Source organism: Streptomyces lunaelactis (genome assembly GCF_003054555.1).
GTDB lineage: Bacteria > Actinomycetota > Actinomycetes > Streptomycetales > Streptomycetaceae > Streptomyces > Streptomyces lunaelactis.
In genome coordinates this window covers 2,938,880-2,963,365 of sequence record NZ_CP026304.1, presented here as the reverse complement: position 1 = coordinate 2,963,365, position 24,486 = coordinate 2,938,880, and the positions used below count along the sequence as shown (strand labels likewise).

20 protein-coding genes, 2 tRNA genes and 3 pseudogenes are annotated in these 24,486 nt (G+C 68.8%); 17 read left to right on the top strand and 8 right to left on the bottom strand.

The genetic code is table 11. The features are described 5' to 3' along the window. Positions 1-193 precede the first annotated feature (193 nt). Positions 194-1,825, top strand: coding sequence for a serine/threonine-protein kinase (locus tag SLUN_RS13425; protein WP_170146574.1), 1,632 nt, complete (start codon positions 194-196; stop codon positions 1,823-1,825). Here SLUN_RS13425 and SLUN_RS13420 read toward each other — a convergent pair. After that, entirely contained in the window at positions 1,789-3,273 is a 1,485-nt protein-coding gene (locus SLUN_RS13420; RefSeq protein ID WP_108148712.1) for an amino acid permease, read from the bottom strand. The two genes, SLUN_RS13425 and SLUN_RS13420, sit on opposite strands and share 37 nt — an antisense overlap. A 195-nt stretch (positions 3,274-3,468) precedes the next feature. Here SLUN_RS13420 and SLUN_RS13415 point away from each other — a divergent pair, with 195 nt between their 5' ends. After that, a complete protein-coding gene (locus tag SLUN_RS13415) occupies positions 3,469-3,957 on the top strand; it encodes a ribose-5-phosphate isomerase (RefSeq protein ID WP_108148711.1) in 489 nt (162 codons plus the stop codon). 2 nt (positions 3,958-3,959) lie between these two features. After that, complete coding sequence (locus SLUN_RS13410; RefSeq protein WP_108148710.1) at positions 3,960-4,769, top strand: Fpg/Nei family DNA glycosylase; 810 nt, start codon at positions 3,960-3,962, stop codon at positions 4,767-4,769. 18 nt (positions 4,770-4,787) lie between these two features. Here SLUN_RS13410 and SLUN_RS13405 read toward each other — a convergent pair. Then, a pseudogene (locus SLUN_RS13405) lies at positions 4,788-6,015 on the bottom strand (GNAT family N-acetyltransferase). Positions 6,016-6,121: 106 nt separating this feature from the next. Between SLUN_RS13405 and SLUN_RS13400 the strand changes: the two are divergent. Then, on the top strand, positions 6,122-7,267 hold the full coding sequence (locus tag SLUN_RS13400) for a PP2C family protein-serine/threonine phosphatase (RefSeq protein ID WP_108148709.1): 1,146 nt from the start codon (positions 6,122-6,124) through the stop codon (positions 7,265-7,267). A gap of 135 nt (positions 7,268-7,402) precedes the next feature. Continuing rightward, positions 7,403-8,572, top strand: coding sequence for an amidase (locus SLUN_RS13395; protein ID WP_108148708.1), 1,170 nt, complete (start codon positions 7,403-7,405; stop codon positions 8,570-8,572). Here SLUN_RS13395 and SLUN_RS13390 read toward each other — a convergent pair. Further along, entirely contained in the window at positions 8,569-8,838 is a 270-nt protein-coding gene (locus tag SLUN_RS13390) for a DUF397 domain-containing protein (protein ID WP_108148707.1), read from the bottom strand. The genes SLUN_RS13395 and SLUN_RS13390 overlap by 4 nt on opposite strands. Beyond that, positions 8,798-9,646 carry a helix-turn-helix domain-containing protein gene (locus SLUN_RS13385; protein ID WP_108148706.1) on the bottom strand — a complete coding sequence of 283 codons (849 nt, stop codon included), beginning with the start codon at positions 9,644-9,646 and terminating at the stop codon, positions 8,798-8,800. Before SLUN_RS13385 ends, SLUN_RS13390 begins: the two co-directional genes overlap by 41 nt. A gap of 151 nt (positions 9,647-9,797) precedes the next feature. Here SLUN_RS13385 and SLUN_RS13380 point away from each other — a divergent pair, with 151 nt between their 5' ends. Together SLUN_RS13380 and SLUN_RS13375 are read left to right on the top strand one after the other, a co-directional pair. Continuing rightward, positions 9,798-10,172 carry an ATP-binding protein gene (locus SLUN_RS13380; protein ID WP_108154714.1) on the top strand — a complete coding sequence of 125 codons (375 nt, stop codon included), beginning with the start codon at positions 9,798-9,800 and terminating at the stop codon, positions 10,170-10,172. Between the two features lie 115 nt (positions 10,173-10,287). Next, a complete protein-coding gene (locus tag SLUN_RS13375; protein ID WP_108148705.1) occupies positions 10,288-10,803 on the top strand; it encodes an HD domain-containing protein in 516 nt (171 codons plus the stop codon). A gap of 3 nt (positions 10,804-10,806) precedes the next feature. Here SLUN_RS13375 and SLUN_RS13370 read toward each other — a convergent pair whose 3' ends face one another. Beyond that, entirely contained in the window at positions 10,807-11,964 is a 1,158-nt protein-coding gene (locus SLUN_RS13370) for an acyltransferase family protein (RefSeq protein WP_108148704.1), read from the bottom strand. Between the two features lie 423 nt (positions 11,965-12,387). On the opposite strand from SLUN_RS13370, the gene SLUN_RS13365 reads away from it, so the two are divergent. Next, positions 12,388-12,582, top strand: coding sequence for a hypothetical protein (locus tag SLUN_RS13365; protein WP_108148703.1), 195 nt, complete (start codon positions 12,388-12,390; stop codon positions 12,580-12,582). Positions 12,583-12,908: 326 nt separating this feature from the next. Here the strand turns inward: SLUN_RS13365 and SLUN_RS13360 are convergent, their stop codons facing one another. Beyond that, positions 12,909-13,313 (bottom strand): DUF3592 domain-containing protein, encoded by a 405-nt coding sequence (locus SLUN_RS13360; protein ID WP_254709822.1) that lies wholly within the window; start codon positions 13,311-13,313, stop codon positions 12,909-12,911. A gap of 271 nt (positions 13,314-13,584) precedes the next feature. On the opposite strand from SLUN_RS13360, the pseudogene SLUN_RS13355 reads away from it, so the two are divergent. The 3 genes and pseudogenes from SLUN_RS13355 to SLUN_RS13345 form a co-directional block, all read left to right on the top strand. Continuing rightward, positions 13,585-14,244: pseudogene (locus SLUN_RS13355) on the top strand (replication initiator); the annotation flags it as partial. Then, positions 14,241-14,444 carry an excisionase family DNA-binding protein gene (locus tag SLUN_RS13350; protein ID WP_108148702.1) on the top strand — a complete coding sequence of 68 codons (204 nt, stop codon included), beginning with the start codon at positions 14,241-14,243 and terminating at the stop codon, positions 14,442-14,444. The pseudogene SLUN_RS13355 and the gene SLUN_RS13350, both read left to right, overlap by 4 nt. Then, a pseudogene (locus SLUN_RS13345) lies at positions 14,444-15,584 on the top strand (tyrosine-type recombinase/integrase). Before SLUN_RS13350 ends, SLUN_RS13345 begins: the two are co-directional and overlap by 1 nt. A 74-nt stretch (positions 15,585-15,658) precedes the next feature. Here the strand turns inward: SLUN_RS13345 and SLUN_RS13340 are convergent. After that, positions 15,659-15,729: transfer RNA gene (locus SLUN_RS13340), tRNA-Gly, on the bottom strand. Positions 15,730-15,882: 153 nt separating this feature from the next. Between SLUN_RS13340 and SLUN_RS13335 the strand changes: the two genes are divergently transcribed. From SLUN_RS13335 to clpX, 5 genes are all read left to right on the top strand, one after another. After that, a tRNA-Pro gene (locus SLUN_RS13335) sits at positions 15,883-15,959 on the top strand. Positions 15,960-16,154: 195 nt separating this feature from the next. After that, positions 16,155-17,558, top strand: a complete 1,404-nt coding sequence (gene tig / locus SLUN_RS13330; protein ID WP_108148701.1) for a trigger factor — start codon at positions 16,155-16,157, stop codon at positions 17,556-17,558. A 240-nt stretch (positions 17,559-17,798) separates the two neighbouring features. Then, positions 17,799-18,404: an ATP-dependent Clp protease proteolytic subunit gene (locus SLUN_RS13325; protein WP_108154712.1), complete on the top strand. Its 606-nt coding sequence runs from the start codon at positions 17,799-17,801 to the stop codon at positions 18,402-18,404. 73 nt (positions 18,405-18,477) lie between these two features. Further along, positions 18,478-19,161: an ATP-dependent Clp protease proteolytic subunit gene (locus tag SLUN_RS13320; protein ID WP_108148700.1), complete on the top strand. Its 684-nt coding sequence runs from the start codon at positions 18,478-18,480 to the stop codon at positions 19,159-19,161. 145 nt (positions 19,162-19,306) lie between these two features. Further along, positions 19,307-20,590, top strand: a complete 1,284-nt coding sequence (gene clpX / locus SLUN_RS13315; RefSeq protein ID WP_108148699.1) for an ATP-dependent Clp protease ATP-binding subunit ClpX — start codon at positions 19,307-19,309, stop codon at positions 20,588-20,590. Between the two features lie 69 nt (positions 20,591-20,659). On the opposite strand, the gene SLUN_RS13310 is transcribed toward clpX, so the two are convergent. Next, on the bottom strand, positions 20,660-21,619 hold the full coding sequence (locus tag SLUN_RS13310) for a hypothetical protein (protein WP_108148698.1): 960 nt from the start codon (positions 21,617-21,619) through the stop codon (positions 20,660-20,662). A 136-nt stretch (positions 21,620-21,755) separates the two neighbouring features. On the opposite strand from SLUN_RS13310, the gene SLUN_RS13305 reads away from it, so the two are divergent. Next, positions 21,756-24,392: a valine--tRNA ligase gene (locus tag SLUN_RS13305; protein ID WP_108148697.1), complete on the top strand. Its 2,637-nt coding sequence runs from the start codon at positions 21,756-21,758 to the stop codon at positions 24,390-24,392. Positions 24,393-24,486 lie beyond the last annotated feature (94 nt).

The window sequence follows — 24,486 nt, the reverse complement described above, 5'->3', positions numbered from 1 at the left end:
GGCCGCGACTATGGAGCCCGATACTGATCGCGATAGTGATCCCGAGCGTTTTCCGTGCATTCCCAGCCCCCTTGACGCGCGTCGTGCAGTGCGTAGAAGAAGGGTTCCACAAGATTGCGCGGAACTGTGCTGTCATGGGGGCAAGTTCATGCTTCTGTCCTGGTCGCAGTAGGTGCCGAGGGGGCGGACGGGAATGCCGGGTATTCCGGGGCTATTGGTGGCGGGGCGATACCGGCTGGACGAAAGCATTGGGCAGGGGGGAATGGGGCGGGTGTGGCGGGCGGCGGACGAAATGCTGGATCGTCCTGTCGCGGTCAAAGAGATGCGGATGGACGACGCGGACGCGGAGGACACCCGCATCCGCCGCGAACGCACCCTGCGCGAGGCGCGCGCCACGGCCCGGATCGACCACCCCAATGTGGTGCGGGTCTACGACGTGGTCGAGGAGAGCGACCGGCTGTGGATCGTGATGGAGCTGGTGGCGTCCCGCTCGCTGGAGCAACTCCTCGTAGAGGACGGCCCGTTGCCGCCGGGGGAGGCGGCGCGGATCGGCATGGGCCTGGTCGCGGCCCTGCGCGAGGTGCATGCCGTCGGGGTCCTGCACCGCGACATCAAGCCGGGCAATGTGCTGCTGGGAGCGGGCGGGAGGGTCGTCCTGACGGACTTCGGCATCGCGGCGATCCAGGACGCGGCGCAGCTGACGGTCGCGGGGATGCTGATCGGCTCGCCCGACTACATGGCCCCCGAACGGGTGGGCGGCCACCCGGGCCCGCCGTCGGACCTGTGGTCGCTGGGCGCGACGCTGTGCGCGGCGGTGGCGGGCAGGTCGCCGTTCACCCGCCCGACGACGCTGGCGACGCTGCACGCGGTGCTCTACGAGGAGCCGGAACTCCCGCCGGAGGCGGGCCCGTTGTCGGAGCTCCTGACCTCCTTGCTGCTCAAGAACCCGGCGGAGCGGCCGGGTCTTGAGGAGGTGTACGAGGCCCTGGAGCGGGTGGCGGCGCCGCGGATGCCGGAGCCCGCGCGCTACGTCCCCACGCTCCCGATCCCCACGCCCGAGGCCCCTGCTGCCCGCCCGGACCCGGAGCCCCCGGCCCCGGCGCCTCAATCGCCGGAAAATCAAGCCCGTCCGGCGATTGAGGACACGGCCGAAGGCCGTGGGCCCGGGGCCTGCCCCGGTTTCGGGAAGGGCGGGCAGGGAGCAAGAACGAACCGGCCCCGCACCCGCACCGGCCCCCGCACCCGGACCCTCATCGCCGCCACAACCCTCGCCGCCCTCACCCTCGGCACCGCCGCCGTCATCCTCCTCACCGCCCAGGACCCCGACGGCACAGGCGTCAGCAGCAGCAACACCCCCACCGTCGCCGGCACTTCTCACGCGCCACCACCCACGACCCCCCGAGCGAGCCCCGGCACCCGCAACGAGACGGGTTTCGCCTGGGCACCCCCCAAAGCCTGGACCCGCAGCGCCAAGAGCCCGTCCAACGTGCACTACCACTCGCCCGACGGACAGCAAGAAATCGCCGCCTCGTACGCACTCGTACGAGGCGGCGATCTCCTCACCCAATGGCAGCAGTTCGAGCGCGACAGCGCCGACGCCCCCGGCTACCGCAAGATCCGCCTGGAGCGCACCACCTTCCGCGGCCGCCCGGCGATCATCTGGGAGTACGTCTTCACCCAGGGCGGCACCCCCTGGCGCGCCCGCCAGGTCGGCTTCAACACCGGCGGCAAGTCGTACCAGCTCAACGTCTGGTACGCCGCCGCCTCACAGAGCGCCGCCCTGACCACCTACGACCGGGTGACCGAGTCCTTCACGCCACTCTGAACGCCGTCGTCGGACGCATCCGCACCGCCCTTGCCGAGCACCTGCCGCAACACCGCGATCCCGATCACCAGAGCCGCCACCAGCAGCGACAGCAGCACCTGATCACGCGCGTCGCCACCGTCGTAGACCATGTAGCCCAGCACGAACAGGATCATCGCGATCGTCAGCCAGGTCAGATACGGGAACAGCCACATCCGCACCACAAGCTTCTCCGGCATCTCCCGCAGGATGATCCCGCGCATGCGCAGCTGCGTGACGCAGATGACCAGCCACACGAACAGCGCGACCGCGCCGGACGAGTTCAGCAGGAACGCGAACACGGTGTCGGGCCACTTGTAGTTGAAGAAGACGGCCAGGAAGCCGAAGACCACGGAACCGAGAATGGCCGCCTGCGGCACGCCGCGCGAGTTCGTACGGCCGAAGGCCTTCGGCGCATCGCCGCGCTGCCCGAGCGAGAACGCCATCCGCGAGGCGGTGTACAGCCCCGAGTTGAGGCAGGACAGCACCGCCGTCAGCACGATCACGTTCATGATCTGCCCGGCGTGCGCGATACCGATCGAGTCCAGCGCCGCGACGTACGAGCCCTTGTCGATGATCGACTTGTCGTTCCACGGCAGCAGCGTCAGCACCACGAAGATCGAGCCCAGGTAGAAGACGCCGATCCGCCAGATCACGCTGTTCGTCGCCTTGGTGACCGCACGCTGCGGGTCCTCGGACTCGCCCGCCGCCAGCGTCACGATCTCGCTGCCCATGAAGGAGAAGACGACCATCAGCACACCGGTCAGAATCGCGCCCGCGCCGTTCGGCATGAATCCGCCGGCGTCCGTCAGATGCGCGAAGCCCGCCCCGGGGTTGTCCGAGCCCGGCAGCACGCCGAACACGGCCAGCACGCCGATCAGCACGAACGCGCTGATCGCGACGACCTTGATGCCCGCGAACCAGAACTCGAACTCGCCGTACGAGGCCACCGACGCCAGGTTCGTGACCGTCAGCACGACCATCACGATCAGCGCCCAGCCCCACTGCGGGACGTCCGGAATCCAGCTTTCGAGGATCTTCGCGCCGGCCGTCGCCTCGACCGCCAGCACCACGACCCAGAAGAACCAGTACAGCCAGCCGATCGAGAATCCGGCCCACCGTCCCAGCGCCCGGTCCGCGTAGGCGGAGAAGGAGCCGGAGGTCGGGTTGGCGGCGGCCATCTCACCGAGCATCCGCATCACGAAGACGACCAGCGCGCCCACGAGTGCGTACGACAGAAGGATGGCCGGGCCCGCCGCGGCGATTCCGGAACTGGAGCCGAAGAACAGGCCGGCACCGATCACACCGCCGATGGCGATCATGGACAGATGCCGGTTTTTGAGTCCGGCCTGGAGACCGTCGGAGGACTGCGGCTTACCGGGTGTACCGGGCTGCTCGCCTTCCTTCGTAAGGGTCTGCTGCGAGGTCATGGACGAATCCTTAAGTTTGGGGTGCACTCGGGTCACGAGCCCCCGCATTAAAAACCCGCAGCGGCGGGGTACGGAAGGTCCGACTCCGGATCGTTAGGTGAGGATCTTGTACGGAGCCTTTGGCGGGGGCCTGAAGTCCAGCGGGTCCCGACCCCGCTGACCGCTGCCCAGCCCCTCGCGTGCCACACTCGGACCATGCGCGTGTACCTCGGCTCCGACCATGCCGGCTTCGAACTCAAGAACCATCTCGTCGAGTGGCTCAAGGCCCATGGCCACGACCCCGTCGACTGCGGTCCCCATATCTATGACGCCCAGGACGACTACCCCCCGTTCTGCCTGCGTGCCGCCGAGAAGACGGCCGCGGACCCGGACAGCCTCGGCATCGTGATCGGCGGCTCCGGCAACGGCGAGCAGATCGCCGCGAACAAGGTCAAGGGCGTACGTGCCGCACTCGCCTGGAGCGAGCAGACCGCCGCGCTCGGCCGCGAGCACAACGACGCCAACGTGATCAGCGTCGGCGGCCGGATGCACACCCAGGAAGAGGCGACCAAGTTCGTCGAGATCTTCCTCACCACTCCGTACTCGGGTGAGGAGCGTCATACGCGCCGCATCGAGATGCTCTCCGCGTACGAGGCGACCGGCGAGCTCCCCCCGATCCCGGCCCACCACCCGCAGCAGGGCTGAGCGTGCCCGAGGGGCACACGATCCACCGACTGGCCGCCGACCACTTCGAGAGGTTCGGCGGCCGGCCTGTGCGTGCGTCCAGCCCGCAGGGGAAGTTCTCCGACAGCGCGGCGCTGGTCGACGGCCAGATCCTGGAGACCACTGAGGCGCACGGCAAGCACCTGTTCCTCGGCTTCGGCCCGCTCGGCTGGGTCCACATCCACCTGGGCCTCTTCGGCAAGGTGAACTTCGGGGACGCTCCCGCGCCGCCGCCCACCGACACGGTGAGGCTGCGCCTCGCCGGCCCCACCGCGTACGTCGATCTGCGCGGCCCCACGACCTGCGGGCTCATCACCGACGGCGAGAAGCAGGCGATACACGACCGCCTCGGCCCGGACCCGCTCCGTCCCGACGGCGATCCGGACGCGGTTTGGGCCCGAATCTCCCGTTCCCGTACGACGGTTGCCGCGCTGCTGATGGACCAGAAGGTCATCGCGGGCGTCGGCAATGTCTACCGCGCCGAGGTCCTGTTCCGGCACGGCATCGACCCGTACCGCGCGGGTAGGGACCTCGGTCGCACCGAGTGGACAGCCATCTGGAATGATCTCGTGGGGTTGATGCGCGAGGGCGTACGGAACAACCGCATCGACACGGTCCGCCCCGAACACACCCCTGAGGCGATGGGCCGCCCGCCGCGCGTCGACGACCACGGCGGCGAGGTCTACGTCTACCGCCGGGCGCTGCAGCCCTGCCATGTCTGCGGCGGCGAGATCCGCACCGCCGGTCTCGCCGCACGCAATCTTTTCTGGTGCGGGGTTTGCCAACGGGGTTAGTTTCCCCCGCCGCACGCCCTAGAAGCCGTGAGGCAACCACGGCGCGACGTCCGACGCGAACGCCCCCGACGCCTCGGCCACCGCGCCCGCCCGAACCTCCCGTACCCGCCCGCCCCGCCAGCGCCGACAGCGAGATCCCGCCCAGGTACGCCGAGCCCAACTCCCTTACGGACAGCGTCAGGTCGGCTTCGTCCTCCGTCCGCTTGCACGACGCCCCCTTCGCGTCGCCCGTCAGCCGCCACCGCCCCGCGTTCCACGGACAGAAGTCGTCCTCGACGTCCATGACGACATCCACCGGCGTCCGGTACGTCCGCGCCTCCAGCGCCGCCCCCACCTCCACCAGCCGCACATGCAGCGAGTCCCGCAGCCGGACATTGCAGCGCCGGATGTCGGAGACCAGGTGCTGCCAGGGGTCGTCCACCGGACGGTTCAGCATCCGCAGCTTCGAGGTCAGGTCGATGCCGAAGAGGAAACGCCACAGCGCGGCGCACCCCGCCGGATCCAGCGCTTCCAGATCCTGCAGGATCACCGTGCCGTTCGGACCGGCCGTGTCCCAGGACGGCTTGATCCGGAACAGGGTGTACCCCACGACCTCCCCGCCCCGCTCCGCGAGCACGCACTGCAGCGGCGACGCGCCCTCCCGGTCGGCCGGCGCGTCCAGGACCGGCAGCCGCTCCCAGCCGGGCCGGCGGGCGAGCATCCCGGGCCGCCCGGCGACCAGCCGCGCGTACACCGCCTCGCACTCCGCCCCCACGTCCGTGGGCTTCACCTGCCGCAGCCGGATGTCGTCCGTGCCCTCAGGCACCGCGAGCCGCACCCGCGCCGTGTCGATCTCCGCCCGCAGCTGCAAGGTCGCGGCCCCGTAGCCGAACCGTCCGTAGATCGCGGGCTCCGAGGCCGTCAGTACGGCGAGCGGTTCGCCCCACTTTCGTACGTCATCGAGCTGACGCCGCATCATCGACGTGAGCACCCCGCGCCGCCGGTGGGTCGCCGCCACGCTCACCATCGTCACGCCCGCCGCCGGCACCACGGCCCCGCCCGGCACCGAGAGCCGGAACGAGAACGCCCCGGCCGTCCCGACGCAGTCCTCCCCGTCCCAGACCCCGATCGAGCGCTCGTGCTCGGTCAGCGAATCCCAGAGCTCCCGCTCCTCCGGGGATTCGTCGACGCCGCCGAAGGCGAGTATCAACTTCCTGTACCAGTCGTCCCATTCGGACGGACGCAGCACCCTCAGCTCTGTCGTCATATGCCATGACTACCAGGGCTACGTCGTCTGGGCGACCCGATTTCGAACGCATTGTCACAGGGGTCCCCCTGCACGGGAGCCGAGTGGGTGGATAGGGTCCAGGCCAATGGCCCGTGGCTCTGCAGCAGACGCGTACACGGCCCGGTCGCGGAAAGCGGTGCACCGGGCACGTATCGCCCTGCGCAAGTCCGGGGTCGACTACTTCCGAGGTGACGGCTCCGACTGGATCGCCCTCGCCGGACTGCTGCTCACGATCCCCGCCTTCACCTGGGGCACGATCGTGTTGCCGGTCTGGGTCTCCCCGGCCGCCCTGGTCCTGCCCATCGTGGCCGGCGGTCTGCTGCTGCGCCCGGCGAGCCTGCTGGGTCTGTACGCGGGGGCGGCGGCGGCCCTGATCATCGAGGCGGTCGTCCTCGGCCCGTACACCGAAGGCCCCGCGAGGGTCACCCCCGGCACGGTCCTGACGGTCGCGGCCTGCGGCTTCTTCGGTCTGCTCATCGCCCAGTTCAGAGCACGCGTCGGCGTGCCCTGGCGGCGGGGCGGAACGATGCTCTTCGACCTCCGCGAACGCATCCGCGTACAGAGCGCCCTGCCGCGGCTGCCGGGCGGCTGGCACCGCGAGATGTCGCTGCGCCCGGCCGGCGGCCAGTCCTTCTCGGGCGACTTCGTGGTCGCGGCCCGTACGAACGGCGGCCGCACCCTCGAAGTCGTCCTCACCGACGTCTCGGGCAAGGGCATGGACGCGGCATCCCGCGCGCTCCTGCTGTCCGGCGCCTTCGGCGGCCTGCTCGGCTCGCTCCCGCCGCACGGCTTCCTTCCCGCAGCCAACGGCTATCTGCTCCGCCAGGACTGGGACGAGGGCTTCGCGACCTCCATCCACCTTGTCCTGGACCTGGACTCCGGCGACTACGAGCTCTTGTCGGCGGGCCACCTCCCCGCCCTCCAGCTGCACGCGGGAAGCGGCCGCTGGGAGGAGAAGGACACCGAGGGGCCGCTACTCGGTGTCTACGACGGCGCCCAGTTCGACCCGGTCAAGGGCTCGCTGCGCCCCGGCGACGTACTGATGCTCTTCACGGACGGCCTGGTCGAGGCGTCGGGCCGGGACATCAGCGAGGGCATAGACCGCCTTACGGGGGAGGCCGACCGCTACGTCCTCTCGGGCTTCGAAGGCGCGGCCTGGCATCTGATCGAGGCGGTGGCAAAGGACGTCAACGACGACCGCGCGCTGCTGCTCCTGTGCCGCGAGGCGTGAAACCCAGCCCGTGAAGCCCAGCCCGTGAAGCCCAGCCCGTCCGGCGATTGAGGACATGGCCGAAGGCCGTGCTCCGTCCGCGACGGACAGGTCCAAGAGATGCTGGGCGCCACGACCGCATCCTGAGGAGTCCCGGTGGCAGCAACGGACAACGCCGTCTGGCGCGAGCACGGCAACCCCCTGGTCACCGGCTCCGGCAGTGGCCCGCTGCCAGGCGTACGCCTGGCCGTCAAAGACGTGCACGCCGTCGCTGGGCACAAACTGGGCGCCGGCAACCCCGCCTGGCTGGCCGAGGCCGAGCCCCAGCCCGCCCACTCCTGGGCCGTCGCCGCCCTCCTGGCGGCAGGCGCCGACATCACCGGCATCGCCCAGACCGACGAATTCGCCTACAGCCTCAACGGCACCAACGCCCACTACGGCACCCCGCCCAACCCCGCCGCCCCCGGCCGCGTCCCCGGCGGCTCCTCCAGCGGCCCGGCCGCCGCGGTCGCCCTCGGGGAGGCAGACGCCGGTCTGGGCAGCGACACCGCAGGATCGATCCGCGTACCGGCCTCGTACTGCGGGCTCTACGGCCTGCGGCCCACCCATGGCGCCGTCCCCGCGACCGGAATGCTGCCGCTGGCCCCCTCCTTCGACACCGTCGCCTGGCTCGCGCGGGACGCGGACACGCTGGCGCGGCTCGGCGATGTACTGCTCCCTCGGGGTGGCGACGAAGCCCCGTTCCGTACGGCCCTGGTGGCCGCGGACCTCGTCGCGCTCGCCGACGCGGGCGTACGCGAGGCCTTCGGCCCGGCATCGGCCGGACTGGCCGAACGGCTGGGCCTGCGGATCGAGCAAGTCCCGTCCCTGGGCGGCGATCCGGCGGAGCGGGCAGTGGCCTTCGCGACGGTGCAGGCCGCAGAGGTGTGGGAGTGCGACGGGGAGTGGGTGAGCGCCCACCCCGGCACGCTGGGGCCGGGCGTAGAGGCCCGGTTCGCCCGTGCGGAGGCGGTGACTCCCGAGGAACGGGCGGGCGCGGAGTCGCTACTCCACCGGACGGCCCGCGACCTGCGCGCGGCGATCCCCGACGACGCGGTACTGCTCCTGCCCGCAGCGAGTGGGCCCGCGCCGCTGATCGACGAGGACCCCGAACGGAAGGCCGCCACCCGGCAAGGCACCTTCCGCCTCACCTGCCTGGCGAGCGGCGCGGGCCTGCCGTGCGTGGTGCTGCCCCGGATGGCGGTGGACGGACTGCCGGTGGGGCTTGCGGTGATCGGCGGTCGCGGGACCGACCGCGCGCTGCTCGCCCTGGCGGGCGCCGCTTAGTTGGTGGCGGCGAATTCGACGAACGCGGCGAAGGCCGCTGCCGCGACGGTGAGGGCCGGGCCCTCGGGGTTCTTGGAGTCGCGGACGGCGACGGCGGCGGGGCAGGCGGCGACCTCGACGCAGTCGCCTCCGCTGCTCCCGCTGTACGAGGACTTGGTCCAGGTGGCCTCGCCGAGGGTGGCGCACTCGACGCACTCGCCGCCGCTGTCGCCGCTGTAACTCGACTTACGCCACGCCGCGTTCGTCAGGTTCCGGCTCGGGCCCATATCGCTCCTCCATCACGCGGCTGATCAGTGCCGCCGAATCCTCAACAGAGAGGGCTGCGGCCTGCAGGCGAGCGTAACGGAGTGAACCCTCGTTGGCTGCCTCGGGGTTGGCGGTCGCGTGACCTGACACAAAGTCCTCGGTGTAGAGGAGATCCGGGTCCTGGCCGAATCGCATCAGCGTGAACGAGCCTGTCAACCCGGTGTGTTCACCGGCCGAGAAGGGCAGCACCTGCACGTTCACCCGGCGCTGGTCGCGCAGTTCCAAAAGGTGGCGGAGTTGGTTTCGCATGACCACCGGGCCGCCGATCGGCCGGTACAGTGCGGCCTCGTCCAGCACCACCCAGGTCAGCGGCGGGTGCTCCCGCGCCAGGACGCGCTGCCGCTCGATGCGGGCCGCGACCAGCTCGTCCAGGTTGTCCGGTGAGGGCGCAGCCAGCACGGCCCGCGCGTACGACTCGGTCTGCAGCAGGCCGTAGACGACCTGCGCCTGGTACGTGGAGATGTACGTCGCCCGCGACTCCAGCTCCGCGTACGGCTGAAACCAGGACGGAAGTTGGCTCCGAAGCACCAACCCCACCAGCCGCGACATCGCCCCCTCCGTCCCCAGCGCCGCGTCAACCCGCTCCGAGAACTCCCTGGTCGGGACCTTGCGCGCGGTCTCGATCTGGCCGACCAGGGAGCCGGTGCAGTAGATGATCGAGCCGAGTTGCTTCTGGTTGAGGTCGGCGGCTTCGCGTAACCGCCGAAGCTCCGCGCCGTAGTAGTCGAGCGGGGAGGCGCTCGGGTCGAGGTCTCGGATGTGCGTCATGACTCCCCCAACGGTACGCAGGGTTGCTCACAGGGTGTAGTCGAGCGTAACCGGGCGACGCCAGGGTTGGTGGCAGAACAAACCAACCTGTCCTGCCCCACCGGGAGTTATCGTGCACCAGATCGATGCCGCGCCATCAGCCACGTACCGGATGAGGTTCACCGTGGGTGAGCATTCGGCGCGACATCTCCGCCGGATCGTCCGCTCGTACTTTCACCTGTGGCGGCTGGAAGAGCTGACCGACGCGGCCGAGCTGGCGATCACCGAGCTGCTCGCGAATGTCGTTCGGCACGTCCCGGACAGACGGTGTGGGCTGCTGGTTCTGCGCCAGGAGTCAGGCGTACGGATCGAGGTCACCGATGCCGCGCCGGGGTTGCCCGCTCTCAGGGAGCCGGAAGACGGGCTCGCCGAGGACGGGCGGGGGTTGCTGCTGGTCGATGCGGTCACCGACCGCTGGGGTGTGGTTCCGCACGCACAGGGCGGCAAGACGGTGTGGTTCGAGCTATTCGGCCCGTCCGGCGATTGAGGACAACGGCCGCCATGGGCTGCGACGCAGCAAGCGCCGACACGACGAGGAGCGGCTGCGTAGACAGCCCGAACTCCCGGGCGGACGGGGCCGACCGGACCGTACAGTCTCGGACATGTCGCAGCAGATGCTGACCCTGGCCGAGGTCGAGGCGATCGCCCGCGAGGCGCACGCCACCCAGAAGGACAAGGCGGACCGCCCGTACACCGAGCATCTCGCCGCCGTCGCGGAAGGCGTACGCGTCCGGGGCGGGAGCGACGAGCAGATCGCCGCCGGCTGGCTGCACGACTCCGTGGAGGACGACGCGCTCTCCCGGGAGTGGCTGGAGGCGGCCGCGCTGCCGCAGTCGGTCAAGGACATGGTCCTCGCGCTCACGAAGCGCAAGGGCGAGTCGCTCGAGGACTACACGCGGCGCATTCTGGCCACTCCGGGCGCGCGCCTGGTCAAGGAGTCCGATCTCGCGCACAACGCGGACCCGGGGCGGCTGGCGGTGCTGGACGAGGCGACGCGGGTCCGCCTGGAGGCGAAGTACGCGAAGGTCCGGGGTCTGCTGGGGCTCACCCCTGGCTCCGCCCCGGACCCCGCTCCTCAATCGCCGGAGGGGCTGAAATTCCGCCCCTCCGGCGAATGAGGCTCAACGCCGGAGCCGCCCGAGCTCCGTCGCGTCCCGGCGGAACGCCCACCGCATATCCGGCTCGGTCACCCACCGCAGGCTCCGCCGCACCGGCGGCGTGCACAACAGCGTCACCGCTGCCGCCGCGATCAGCGTGAGCATGATCTCGCCGCCCGGGTCGCTCAGCCAGGCGTAGTCCTCGAAGACACGCCCGTAGTCGGCCGCCTTGATCAGCAGCCCGTGCAGCAGATATCCGCAGATCGTGCCCGCGCCCAGCACCGTGAACCAGGTCCTGCGGCGCGGCACCCAGGCCAGGAACCCGGCCGTGAGCAGCAGCGCGCAGCCGAAGAACGCCAGCGTCATGACGATCCCCGCCCACCACGGCACCCCCAGCTCCTGGGCGCTGCTGGAGCGGTAGAGCCAGCCGAAGTTCATATGGGCCGAGGCCCAGTACGCGAATACGCCGGCGCCCGCGAAGAGCGGCAGCGCCAGTAGCCGCGCCTCCCGCCGCCGCACCAGCTGGAAGTGCTCGGGCTTCAGGCACAGCCCCAGCACGAAGAACGGCAGGAACTGCAGCACGCGCTGGAGATTGAGGTCGGCCCCGATGTCCGGCGTCAGCGTGGCGAGCGAGGCCAGAGTGAGAGCGACCGGAACCGGCCACTTGATCAGCCGCCACAGGGGAGCCGTCAGCCGCCAGATGAACAGGGCGGCCAGGAACCAGGTCAGATAGAAGGGGTCGAGCAGGCTGATCGGCTGCTCGGGGGCGTCCTGCGCCCACCGTCTGAAGAGGGAGTAGACCACCTCGAAGACGACGTACGGCACGGCGATGCCGGTCAGCAGCCGTCTGAGCTGGTCGGGGCGGCCGGTGTAACTCCGGGAGAAGTAGCCGGAGATGAGGATGAAGGCCGGCATGTGGAAGGAGTAGACGAGGAGGTAGAGCGCCCGGGAGGCGCGACTGCCGTCCATCACCGGCTCCCATGCGTGCGCCACGGCCACGAGCACGATCGCCAGATACTTCGCGTTGTCGAAGTAGGCGTCTCGACAGGCGGACTTCGGAGCGGACTTCTCGGCAGGCGCGTCCACAACCTGTGTGTGCGCCTGCTGTGTCGTAGGGACGGGCTCCGACTCCCGGGCCGTGGGGAGCGGGGCCCTCTGATTTCCATGCGGAGCGTGGAACATCTGAGGCACCCTAGCCGCGCCGATTCGATTTAGTAAAACTCCTTCCGCACGTCTCCCATTCGAATCTGAAACAGCCGCCAACCGCCCGCTATGCCCTAGTTAATCCCCGTTAAATGGTGCATATCGTCACCCTCTTGCGGTGAAGTGAATTTCCTCACCGCAGGTCTTCGAATTTCTCGTGACCGAGGTGTGGGGGCATGGCAACGATCAGGACTGAATTCCGTCCCGTATTTCACTCCGCCGGGGGAGCCTTCCCTTGCCACCAGGCGTACGGGGGCGCACGGTTGGCGTGATCCCGTCGTCGATGATTCGTCAGCGGGCAGCATGTACGGGACTGTTGGTGGCACGATGGTCACGGCGGGGGTGTGCTGGGCCGCACGCTCCCAGGCCGGCAAGGCGGACCGACCGAGGGTGTGATCAGTTGTGGCCATTTCACTGTCTGTAGTGCTGCTGTTGGCGATCATCCTGGTTGTGCTGATCCGCGGCGGCTCGATCAAGGCCGGACCCGCCATAGTCGCGGCGCTGTTCGGCTTCTTCCTCGCCTCGACGGGCATGGCGCCGTCGATCAACAGATTCCTGGACTCGATAGCCGACACCATCAACCAGATCAGCTTCTGACTTGGTGTGACCGCAAACGCCTCAGGCCCGGCTCGGGTGATCAACCACCGAGCCGGGCCTGAGGCATGTGGAGCGGGCGACGGGAATCGAACCCGCGTAGCTAGTTTGGAAGACGCCGTATGCTGGTGGCCGCTGAGCTGGGAGGTCGCTGACCTGCGGGGGAGCGGTCGTCTCGCCCTGGTTCCCCGTAGTTCCCCGCTCGACTCCGACCGATCGGGCACGCAAGGGGCACGTTGCCGCAACGCACAGCCAACGACGGAGAGAAGCCCCGGGCTCAGCCTGGGGCTTCTCTTCTTGGACGCTGAGGTTGATGTCGACTGGTGATGTCAAGGGTCTTGGCGCCGTTGCCGCGCTACGTAGACCGCCCCTACGACCGAAAGCACGAGGAAGAGCAGTGCGGCCCCACCCGACATCACCGCCAGCACGGCTGCCCCGCCGCCCCCTACATCGTCTTCACGGGCGGCCACCTGCGGGTCGTCGGCCTGGTATCGGACGATCATCCGGTCGCCGACAGAGCTCTTGCCGCCGCCGCTGCCCACAGGCAGATCTGATACCACGGTCTGTCCGTCGACCTCGAATTCGACCTGGCAGTGGCCGATCATGCACGAGCCGTTCCTGTGCAGCGTTGCGGAGGCCCGTTCGCCGTCCTGGAGTGAGCGGAGATGCTGGGCCGCCGGAAACATCACTAGTGCTGATAGCGCGCCCAGCAGCAGCGCGAGTACCAGCGACATCAGCAAGGCCGTGCGGGGTCCCAGGGTGCTAGGGGCCATGTTCCGCTGGTACACGCTGGAAGTGCCCGCGTTTGATGTGCCGTCCAAATCCTTCGCCCCCGTTTCAGTTCGTGTCGAAGTGATATGCCACGTCTCACACGTGGACTGCGCTTCGCGTCCGTGTCCCTGAACAGGGTAAATGGGGGATTGCTCGGCATCGCGATTTGATGTCGGCACACCGGGCATGGCCCGCCTGCCTGCCGTCGGCAACGGAGGTCGGTGGAGCGGCTTTGGGCCCGACTCGCCGCCCCCGTCCTGGGCGAGCGTGCAGCTGCTCGACGACTCGATCCGCGCGGCTGCCGCCCACTCCTACACCTCGATCACCGTCCCGGTCGCCGGGGACCAGCCCTGCCGGCCTTTCCGCTGGGGCCGCCAGCTCGACATTCGACCCGTCCGCGCCTTCGACGACGGCTCCGACATCACCGAGCAGGCGGTTGCCTCCTACGTCGCCAAGTACGCCACCAAAGCCGCCGAGTCCACCGGCAGCCTCGACCGTCGCATCGGCAACCGGGAAGTCCTCGACCTCCTGGACGTGCCCGACCACCCCCGCCGACTCATCGAGGCCTGCCTCGACCTCGCCCCGCTCTACCCGGATCGGAAGCTCGGGGCCTGGGCGCACATGCTCGGCTTCCGCGGCCATTTCTCCACCAAATCCCGCCGCTACTCCACCACCCTCGGCGCCCTCCGCCAGATCCGCGCCGACTACCGCGCCGCCCATGAACAGGACGCGCTCGGAGACCCGGACACCGTGCTCGTCCTCGGCTCCTGGCAGTACGCCGGGCACGGCCACACCCCCGCGGAGTCAGCTCTCGCCGCCTCCATCGCCCGCGATATCCGACTCAACCGCGAAACCGCCCGCGAAGCCCTCGCCTCGGAAGGAGACCGGTCGTGAGTGACCACCTGCTGACCGTCGAGCAAGTCGCCGAACGCCTCGGCACCACCGCCCGCTTCCCTCGGCGGCTCATCGAGGAACGTCGGATCGAGTACGTCAAGGTGGGCCGACACGTCCGCATCCCCGAACGGGCGATCGTGGCGTTCATCGAGGCCAACACCGTTGCGCCCTCAGCCCGTCGACTGCGGAGCGTGGCCTGATGGCAGCCAAGAAGCGGCCCTTCGGCCGTGTCCGCAAACTGCCCTCGGGCCGCTACCAAGCTCGTTACCTGGCACCGGACGGCATCGACCGCCCGGCGCCGCACACCTTCCGCACGAAGCGGGAAGCGGATGACTGGCTGGCCGAACGTCAAGCCGAGCTGCGCGCCGGGGACTGGGCCGACCCCGACGCCGCCAAGGTGCCCTTCGGCACGTACGCCGCTACCTGGATCACCGAGCGGGGCATCAGCGCTTCGACCGCTGACCTGTACCGGTCGCTGCTCCGGAACCATCTCGCGCCGACCTTCGACCGCGTCGTCCTGGCCGACATCACTCCGGCCATGGTCCGGGCCTGGCGCGTCGCTCGGCTGGACGCGGGTGCTGGGGCTTCATCGGTGGCCAAGTCGTACGCGCTTCTGCGGGCTGTGCTCATGACGGCCGTGGAAGACCGGCTGATCCGGCGCAACCCCTGCCGGGTCAAGGGCGCGAGTGTCGCTCCCACTCCTGAGCGGCCGACGGCGACCGTTCAGGAGGTCTACGAGATCGCGGGGGCGGTGCAGCCTCGGTACCGCGCCCTCGTCCTCCTGGCGGCCTTCACAGGGCTCCGCTGGGGCGAGCTGATCGGCCTCTGCCGCCGTGATCTCGACCTCGACGCGGGCACCCTCCGCGTGCGCCGGAACGTCGCCGAACTCCACAGCGGCAAGCGGCTGTTGAAGGAACCTAAGAGGCGCTGCGGGCAAGCGCACCGTGGCGATCCCGGCCGTGATCGTGACTGATCTTGCTACGCATCTTGCCGTATTCGCCGAGCCGGGCCCGGACGGCCGCGTCTTCATCGGGGCCAAGAAGGCGACACCTCGCCGCAACCACTTCAACAAGCTCTGGCGCAAGGCGTGCGACCAGGTCGGGATCAAGGGCCTGCACTTTCATGATCTCCGGCACACGGGGAATACCCTCGCTGCCGCGACCGGGGCGAGCACACGTGAGCTGATGACCAGAATGGGCCACAGCACCGCCCGCGCCGCGCTGATCTACCAACACGCAACAGCCGAGCGAGAGCGGCTGATTGGCCAGGCCGTGAGCGCGGTTGTCGAGCAGGCACGGAAGCAAGATCCCAAGCCGAACGGGCACGCAACGGGCACATAGGCCCGAACGAAGATCGGCAACGCATCAGGGCCAGGCTGGAGGATGAACCTCCGACCTGGCCCTGAGCCGTTGAGAGCGGGCGACGGGAATCGAACCCGCGTAGCTAGTTTGGAAGACTAGTGCTCTACCATTGAGCTACGCCCGCAAGCATCGCACCGCAGGTCACGAGGGCCGCGGTACGAGGAGCATCGTAGCGGGTCCCTGCCCGGTGCCGCACACCCCATTCCGCGCGGCAACCACTCCCGGAGAATGCGGCAGCCGTATGGCCTGCGGGCATGTACCCTACGTGTCGCACCGACGGGGTGTGGCGCAGCTTGGTAGCGCGTCCGCTTTGGGAGCGGAAGGTCGTCGGTTCGAATCCGGCCACCCCGACCATCACCACCACCGCGCTTCAAGATCGCATTGTGGGGCTCATCCTGCTTGCGGCTACTATGCAAGCTGCGTGCCCGTGTGTCCGACGCGTCCGGCGTAAAGCCGGCGAGCCGGACGGAGAGCCGGGCCGAATCCGCTGAGCCGCCTCCAGTGCGGCGGACGCAGAACCCCAGAATCAGCCACCAAGGAGACCGAACCGTGAAGAGCGCCGTGGAGACCCTGAACCCGACTCGGGTTCGGCTCACTGTCGAGGTGCCCTTCGAGGAGCTCAAGGACAGCCTCGACGCGGCGTACAAGAAGATCAACCAGCAGGTCACGGTCAAGGGCTTCCGGAAGGGCAAGATCCCGGCCCGAGTGATCGACCAGCGGTTCGGCCGTGGTGCGGTGCTGGAGGAGGCCGTCAACGACGCCCTCCCGAAGTTCTACACCGAGGCGGTCAACGACGCCGAGCTGAACCCGCTCGGCCAGCCCGACGTCGACATCACGGAGCTGAAGGACGGCGAGACGCTGAACTTCACCGCCGAGGTCGACATCCGCCCGACCATCGAGATCCCGGACTACTCCGGCATCGAGGTCACCGTCGACGCCGTCGAGGTCAGCGAAGAGGACGTCGACAAGGCCGTCGAGGAGCTGCGCGGCCGCTTCGCCTCCACCAACCCGGTCGAGCGCGCCGCCGCCGAGGGTGACGTCGTGACGATCGACCTCGAGGCCAAGGTCGACGGCGAGGTCCTCGAGGACGGCGTCGCCGCCGGCGTGCAGTACACGATCGGCTCCGGCGAGCTGCTCGACGGCATCGACGAGGCCGTCACCGGCCTGGAGGCCGGCGGCGAGGCCACCTTCACCTCCGAGCTCAAGGGCGGCACCGCCGAGGGCAAGGAGTCCGAGGTCACCGTCAAGGTCACCGCCGTCGCCGCCCGCGAGCTCCCCGAGCTCGACGACGACTTCGCGCAGATGGCGAGCGAGTTCGACACCCTCGAGGAGCTCAGGGCGGACAGCCGCAAGCGCCTCGAGAACATGAAGCAGTACGACCAGGCCACCCAGGCCCAGGAGCGCGTCCTGGACGAGCTGCTGAAGCTGGCCGAGGTGCCGATCCCCGAGAAGCTGCTCGAGGACGAGGTCAAGACCCGCAAGCACAACCTCGAGCACCACCAGCTCGGCCAGATGGGCCTCGACATCGAGAAGTACCTCGAGATCCAGGGCAAGACGGTCGAGGAGTTCGACGCCGAGACCACCGAGCAGGCGGTCAAGGGCATCAAGACCCAGTTCATCCTCGACGAGCTGGTCAACAAGGAGAAGCTGAACGTCAACCAGGAGGAGCTCACCGAGCACCTCATGCGGCGTGCTGCCACCTCCGGCATGAGCCCCGACGAGTTCGCCAAGGCCGTCGTCGAGGGCGGCCAGGTGCCGATGCTCGTCGGCGAGGTCGCCCGCGGCAAGGCGCTCGCCGTCGTCGTCGAGGCCGTCAAGGTCACCGACACCAACGGTGAGGTCGTCGACCTCGCGGACGACGAGGACGAGACCGAGACCGCCACCGAGACGGTCGAGGCCGTCGTCGAGGGTGACACCGAGGGTGACGCGGCCGCGGAGAAGACCGAGGCCTGAGCCTCGCGCTGACTCCTACGACGGGCCCCGGACGCACCTTGCGCCCGGGGCCCGTCACTGTAGTCACGGGTCCCAACTACCTTGCGCTCCGAGCGAACAGTTCGGGAACCGGGATGGCGCCCGCCCACCAGCGCGTTAGGGTCCATGAATACGAGGGCAGGGGAGTCCCCGCCTCCAGTACGAAGACGCTGAGACGGCCGGAGCCGTCAGAGACGAGCAGGTGGATACGTGACGAATCTGATGCCTTACGCCGCCGGTGAGCCGTCCCTCGGTGGTGGCCTCGGTGACCAGGTCTACAGCCGACTGCTCGGCGAGCGCATCATCTTCCTCGGCCAGCAGGTCGACGATGACATCGCCAACAAGATCACAGCTCAGATGCTCCTCCTGGCCGCCGACCCGGAGAAGGACATCTACCTCTACATCAACAGTCCCGGTGGCTCGGTGACCGCGGGCATGGCCGTCTACGACACCATGCAGTACATCCCGAACGACGTGGTCACGATCGGTATGGGCATGGCGGCCTCGATGGGCCAGTTCCTGCTGACCGGCGGCACCGCGGGCAAGCGCTTCGCGCTCCCCAACACCGACATCCTGATGCACCAGGGTTCCGCCGGCCTCGGCGGCACCGCATCGGACATCAAGATCCAGGCCGAGTACCTGCTTCGTACGAAGAAGCGCATGGCGGAGATCACCGCCCAGCACTCCGGCCAGTCCGTCGAGACGATCATCCGTGACGGCGACCGCGACCGCTGGTACACCGCGGAAGAGGCCAAGGCGTACGGCCTCATCGACGAGATCATCTCTGCCGCCTCGGGCGTTCCGGGCGGCGGCGGCACCGGCGCCTGACCTCGCGAGCACTCACGCTCCCGAGCCGGGCAGTCCGCACCCCAGCCACCCCAGCCCACAGAACGCCACCAGGATGGTGAACACCGACATGAGCAACTTCTCCGCCGCCGCCAGCGGCCTCTACACCGGCCCGCAGGTGGACAACCGCTACGTCGTGCCGCGCTTCGTGGAGCGCACCTCGCAGGGTGTGCGCGAGTACGACCCGTACGCCAAGCTCTTCGAGGAGCGCGTGATCTTCCTCGGCGTGCAGATCGACGACGCCTCCGCCAACGACGTCATGGCGCAGCTGCTGTGCCTGGAGTCGATGGACCCGGACCGCGACATCTCGATCTACATCAACAGCCCCGGCGGCTCCTTCACCGCGCTGACGGCCATCTACGACACGATGCAGTTCGTGAAGCCGGACATCCAGACGGTCTGCATGGGCCAGGCGGCCTCCGCCGCGGCCGTGCTGCTCGCCGCCGGTACGCCCGGCAAGCGGATGGCCCTGCCGAACGCCCGCGTGCTGATCCACCAGCCGTCCTCGCAGACCGGCCGTGAGCAGCTCTCCGACCTGGAGATCGCGGCCAACGAGATCCTGCGTATGCGTACGCAGCTCGAGGAGATGCTGGCCAAGCACTCCACCACGCCGATCGAGAAGATCCGCGACGACATCGAGCGCGACAAGATCCTGACCGCCGAGGACGCGCTCGCGTACGGCCTCGTCGACCAGATCGTCTCGACCCGTAAGAGCACGGCGGCCGCAGCGGCCGCCTGACCGGTCCGGCGCCCTTGGCGCGGTGCACGACAATGTGAACCACGCCAAGGGGGGCCCGAACGGGGGCCCAGGCAAGGTACCGTCGGATATGAGGCACCAGGAGTCGGCTGAACCAAGCTGCTCCCAGGCGAAGGGGAAGCACCTCGTGGCACGCATCGGTGATGGCGGCGACCTGCTCAAGTGCTCGTTCTGCGGAAAGAGCCAGAAGCAGGTGAAGAAGCTCATCGCAGGCCCCGGTGTGTACATCTGCGACGAGTGCATCGATCTCTGCAACGAGATCATCGAGGAGGAGCTCGCAGAGACCTCCGAGGTGCGGTGGGAGGAACTTCCCAAGCCGCGCGAGATCTACGAATTCCTCGAGGGGTACGTCGTCGGGCAGGAGCCCGCGAAGAAGGCCCTCTCGGTAGCGGTGTACAACCACTACAAGCGCGTCCAGGCCGGCGAGAACGGCGGCGGCACGAGCCGCGATGACGCGATCGAGCTGGCGAAGTCCAACATCCTCCTGCTGGGCCCCACGGGCTCCGGGAAGACGCTGCTGGCCCAGACCCTCGCACGCATGCTGAACGTTCCGTTCGCCATCGCCGACGCGACGGCGCTGACGGAGGCGGGTTACGTCGGCGAGGACGTCGAGAACATCCTGCTGAAGCTGATCCAGGCGGCGGACTACGACGTCAAGAAGGCCGAGACCGGGATCATCTACATCGACGAGATCGACAAGGTCGCCCGCAAGAGCGAGAACCCGTCGATCACCCGCGATGTGTCGGGCGAGGGCGTCCAGCAGGCCCTGCTGAAGATCCTGGAAGGCACGACCGCCTCGGTCCCCCCGCAGGGCGGCCGCAAGCACCCGCACCAGGAGTTCATCCAGATCGACACGACGAACGTGCTCTTCATCGTGGGCGGCGCGTTCGCCGGCCTGGAGAAGATCATCGAGTCGCGTGCGGGCGCGAAGGGCATCGGCTTCGGCGCGACGATCCGCTCGAAGCGCGAGATCGAGGCGAGCGACCAGTTCCAGGAGGTCATGCCGGAGGACCTCGTGAAGTTCGGGATGATCCCGGAGTTCATCGGTCGCCTGCCCGTCCTGACCTCGGTCCACAACCTCGACCGCGAGGCGCTCCTCCAGATCCTGGTCGAGCCGCGCAACGCGCTGGTGAAGCAGTACCAGCGCCTGTTCGAACTCGACGGCGTGGAGCTGGACTTCGACCGCCCGGCGCTCGAGGCGATCGCCGACCAGGCGATCCTGCGCGGCACGGGCGCGCGGGGTCTTCGGGCCATCATGGAAGAGGTCCTGATGTCGGTGATGTACGAGGTGCCGTCGCGGAAGGACGTCGCGCGGGTGGTCATCACGGCGGACGTGGTCCGCAACAACGTGAACCCGACGCTGGTGCCGCGGATCGTGAAGGACGACGGCCGCCACGAGAAGTCCGCGTAGCGGTTCGGTAGTTACGCGGAAGGGGCGCCCGGCCGGTTCAACCGGCCGGGCGCCCCTTCCGCTGTGTCACTACAGCTTGACGCGGACCTCGTTGCGCAGCTTGGCGGTGAGGCTCGCCGCCTCGTCGGGGGAGCTGGCCTTGCCACCCATGGCGGAAGCAACGTTGAAGGGGATCACCATGGCCAAGGTGCTGTGGTCACCCCATGCGCACAAGGTCGTCGTGATTTCCTTGGGGCCCTCGGTGCTGCCGGAAGAGCCGCTGCCGGGCTTCGTCTTGATGTCCTGGCACTTCAGCACGGCGCCCTTGAGCTCAGCCGGCTTGTACTCCTTCGGACTGCCGACAAGCTGCGCTTCGTCGCTCTTGTCCTTCTTGGACTCTTTCTCCATGTAGGCGAAGAAAGCGTCGACCACTGCCTCAGGGTCTTCGATCTCGCCGTAGACGCCGCCAAACGTCAGGAACTTCTGGGACAGCGGGTTTTCCTTGCTCCCTGCCTGGTAATTGGCCTCGACCTCCTTGGCGTTCTTCACGCCCCAGGTCTCGGCATCCTTGAGGTCTTCGTCGTCGGACGAACTGCTGTCCCCGTCGGCCTTCTTGTACTCGCTGAGTACGGTCGCCGGAGTCGTCAGCTTGTGCGGTCCGTCGTCCGCGACATCGCTGCCACTGCCGCCCAGCAGCAGATACGCGCCGCCGGCGATCACCGCGAGCGCCACGACCGAGGCCACGACGATCAGGCCGGTCTTCTTCTTCGGCGCGGCCGGCGGGGGCGGGACCTGGCCGCCGCCGTACGGCTGCTGGCCGTACGGGCCCGGCTGCTGGGGCTGGCCCCACTGGCCCTGCTGGCCCTGCTGCGGCGGAACGCCCTGCGGAGCCTGCTGCGGGTATCCGTAGCCGGGTTGCGGAGGCTGCTGCGGGTACCCGTAACCGGGCTGCGGGGCCTGCGGCGGCTGCTGGCCGTAGGGACCCGGCTGACCGTACGGTCCGGGCTGCTGGGGCTGCTCACCGTACGGGCCCGGCTGGTTGTAGCTCATTACTGCGTTCCCCTCCAGATGCTTATGTGGTTCGAACATCCTGACCCAGCCACCTACGGCATGGGGCAGCAGGGGTCACACCGTTACCGAACATTCCAGTTTCAGTACGGCCCCGTGACACCTCTAAACTGGGCCCGTGACCGAGAACTCTCAGCAGCAGCAAGCCGGCAACCCCACGGTGCCTACTCAGAGCCTGCCGACCCAGTACGCGCCGGCCGAGGTAGAGGGGAAGCTGTACGAGCGCTGGGTAGAGCGCGGTTACTTCGCGGCGGACCCCAAGAGCGAGAAGCCGCCGTACACCATCGTCATCCCGCCGCCGAATGTGACGGGCAGCCTGCACCTGGGCCACGCCTTCGAGCACACGCTGATCGATGCCCTCACCCGCCGCAAGCGGATGCAGGGTTACGAGACGCTGTGGCAGCCCGGCATGGACCACGCCGGTATCGCCACTCAGAACGTCGTCGAGCGCGAGTTGGCGAAGGAGGGCAAGTCCCGCCACGACCTCGGCCGTGAGGCGTTCGTCGAGCGTGTCTGGCAGTGGAAGGCGGAGTCCGGAGGCCAGATCTCCGGACAGATGCGCCGGCTCGGTGACGGCGTCGACTGGAGCCGCGAGCGGTTCACCATGGACGAGGGTCTGTCCCAGGCCGTCCAGACGATCTTCAAGAGGCTCTACGACGACGAGCTGATCTACCGCGCCGAGCGGATCATCAACTGGTGCCCGCGCTGCCTGACCGCCATCTCGGACATCGAGGTGGAGTACCAGGACGACCAGGGCGAGCTGGTCTCGATCCGCTATGGCGAGGGCGACGCGTCGATCGTCGTCGCGACGACCCGCGCCGAGACGATGCTCGGCGACACCGCCGTCGCGGTCCACCCCGAGGACGAGCGCTACGCCCACCTCGTCGGTACGGAGATCGAACTGCCGCTCACCGGCCGCCGGATCCCGGTCGTCGCCGACGAGCACGTCGACCCCGAGTTCGGTACCGGCGCCGTCAAGGTGACGCCCGCCCACGACCCGAACGACTTCGAGATCGGCCAGCGCCACGGCCTGCCGAACCTCACCGTCATGGACGAGCACGCGGTCATCACCGCGCACGGCCCGTTCCAGGGTCTTGACCGGCTCGAGGCCCGGTCCGCGATCGTCGGCGCGCTGCGCGCCGAGGGCCGGATCGTGGCCGAGAAGCGCCCGTACACGCACTCTGTCGGCCACTGCTCGCGCTGCAAGACGACGATCGAGCCGCGGCTGTCCCTGCAGTGGTGGGTCAAGGTCGCCCCGCTCGCCCAGGCCGCGGGGGACGCGGTCCGCGACGGCCGGGTCAACATTCACCCCAAGGAGATGGAGTCCCGGTACTTCGGCTGGGTCGACAACCTGCACGACTGGTGCATCTCGCGCCAGCTGTGGTGGGGCCACCGCATCCCCGTCTGGTACGGGCCGAACGGCGAAGTCGTCTGCGTCGGACCGGACGAGCAGCCGCCGACGGGCGAGGGCTGGACCCAGGACACCGATGTCCTGGACACCTGGTTCTCCTCCGGCCTGTGGCCCTTCTCCACCCTCGGCTGGCCCGAACAGACCGAGAGCCTCGAGAAGTTCTATCCGAACTCCGTCCTGGTCACCGGGTACGACATCCTCTTCTTCTGGGTCGCCCGGATGATGATGTTCGGTCTGTACGCGATGGACGGCACCCCGCCGTTCCACACCATCGCCCTGCACGGCATGGTCCGCGACCAGTTCGGCAAGAAGATGTCGAAGTCCTTCGGCAACGCCGTCAACCCGCTGGACTGGATGGACAGTTACGGCTCCGACGCCGTGCGGTTCACGCTGGCCCGTGGTGCCAACCCGGGTGTGGACGTCCCGATCGGCGAGGACTGGGTCCAGGCCTCTCGTAACTTCGCCAACAAGATCTGGAACGCGACCCGCTTCGCGTTGATGAACGGCGCGACGGTGGAGGGCGAACTGCCGCCCGCCGAGCAGCTGTCGGCGGCCGACCGGTGGATCCTCTCCCGGCTCAACGCGACCGTGGCCGAGGTCGACGCGTACTACGAGGACTACCAGTTCTCGAAGCTGTCCGACGCCCTCTACCACTTCGCGTGGGACGAGGTCTTCGACTGGTACGTCGAGCTCTCCAAGACCACGTACTTCGCGGGCGGCGAGCAGGCGCGCGTCTCCGGTCGCGTCCTCGGCGAGGTCCTCGACGTCACCCTCCGGCTGCTCCACCCGGTCGTCCCCTTCGTCACCGAGACGCTGTGGACCACGCTCACCGGTCGCGAGTCCGTCGTCATCGCCGACTGGCCGAAGGACAGCGGCTTCCGGGACACGGCTGCCGAGCAGGAGATCGAGCTGGTCCAGCGGGTCGTCACCGAGGTCCGCCGGTTCCGCTCCGACCAGGGGCTGCAGCCGGGCCAGAAGGTTCCGGCCCGGCTCACCCTGGACGGGACCGCGCTGGCACCGCACGAGGCCGCCATCCGGCAGCTGCTCCGGCTGCAGCCGGAGGGTGAGGGCTTCAGCGCCACGGCCACCCTCCCGGTCGCGGGGGCCACGGTCGCGCTGGACCTGTCCGGCACGATCGACGTCGGCGCCGAGCGGAAGCGGCTGGCGAAGGACCTGGCCGCGGCCGAGAAGGAGAAGGCCCAGGCGCTGGGGAAGCTCGGCAACGAGGCCTTCCTCGCCAAGGCTCCGGACAACGTGGTCGACAAGATCCGTACCCGGCTCGCCAAGGCCGAGGAGGACATCGCGCGGATCACCGCGCAGTTGGACGGCCTGCCGCAGGAGTAGCCGTACACGAGGTTCGGACGTGAGGCCTCGGGGGTCCGTTCCCCCGGGGCCTCACGCGCGTTTTCCCGGTGGCCCGATTAGGCTGGCCGGGGCT

Excerpts from the sequence above, each read along its gene's own strand:
- SLUN_RS13415 (WP_108148711.1), top strand. The coding sequence starts at position 3,469 with ATGCGCGTGTACCTCGGCTCCGACCATGCCGGCTTCGAACTCAAGAAC.
- SLUN_RS13310 (WP_108148698.1), bottom strand. The coding sequence starts at position 21,619 with ATGAGCTACAACCAGCCGGGCCCGTACGGTGAGCAGCCCCAGCAGCCC.
- SLUN_RS13375 (WP_108148705.1), top strand. The coding sequence starts at position 10,288 with ATGTCGCAGCAGATGCTGACCCTGGCCGAGGTCGAGGCGATCGCCCGC.
- SLUN_RS13420 (WP_108148712.1), bottom strand. The coding sequence starts at position 3,273 with ATGACCTCGCAGCAGACCCTTACGAAGGAAGGCGAGCAGCCCGGTACA.
- SLUN_RS13360 (WP_254709822.1), bottom strand. The coding sequence starts at position 13,313 with ATGTCGCTGGTACTCGCGCTGCTGCTGGGCGCGCTATCAGCACTAGTG.
- SLUN_RS13390 (WP_108148707.1), bottom strand. The coding sequence starts at position 8,838 with ATGGGCCCGAGCCGGAACCTGACGAACGCGGCGTGGCGTAAGTCGAGT.
- SLUN_RS13425 (WP_170146574.1), top strand. The coding sequence starts at position 194 with ATGCCGGGTATTCCGGGGCTATTGGTGGCGGGGCGATACCGGCTGGAC.
- SLUN_RS13370 (WP_108148704.1), bottom strand. The coding sequence starts at position 11,964 with ATGTTCCACGCTCCGCATGGAAATCAGAGGGCCCCGCTCCCCACGGCC.
- SLUN_RS13385 (WP_108148706.1), bottom strand. The coding sequence starts at position 9,646 with ATGACGCACATCCGAGACCTCGACCCGAGCGCCTCCCCGCTCGACTAC.
- SLUN_RS13400 (WP_108148709.1), top strand. The coding sequence starts at position 6,122 with ATGGCCCGTGGCTCTGCAGCAGACGCGTACACGGCCCGGTCGCGGAAA.
- SLUN_RS13325 (WP_108154712.1), top strand. The coding sequence starts at position 17,799 with ATGCCTTACGCCGCCGGTGAGCCGTCCCTCGGTGGTGGCCTCGGTGAC.
- SLUN_RS13380 (WP_108154714.1), top strand. The coding sequence starts at position 9,798 with ATGAGGTTCACCGTGGGTGAGCATTCGGCGCGACATCTCCGCCGGATC.
- SLUN_RS13320 (WP_108148700.1), top strand. The coding sequence starts at position 18,478 with ATGGTGAACACCGACATGAGCAACTTCTCCGCCGCCGCCAGCGGCCTC.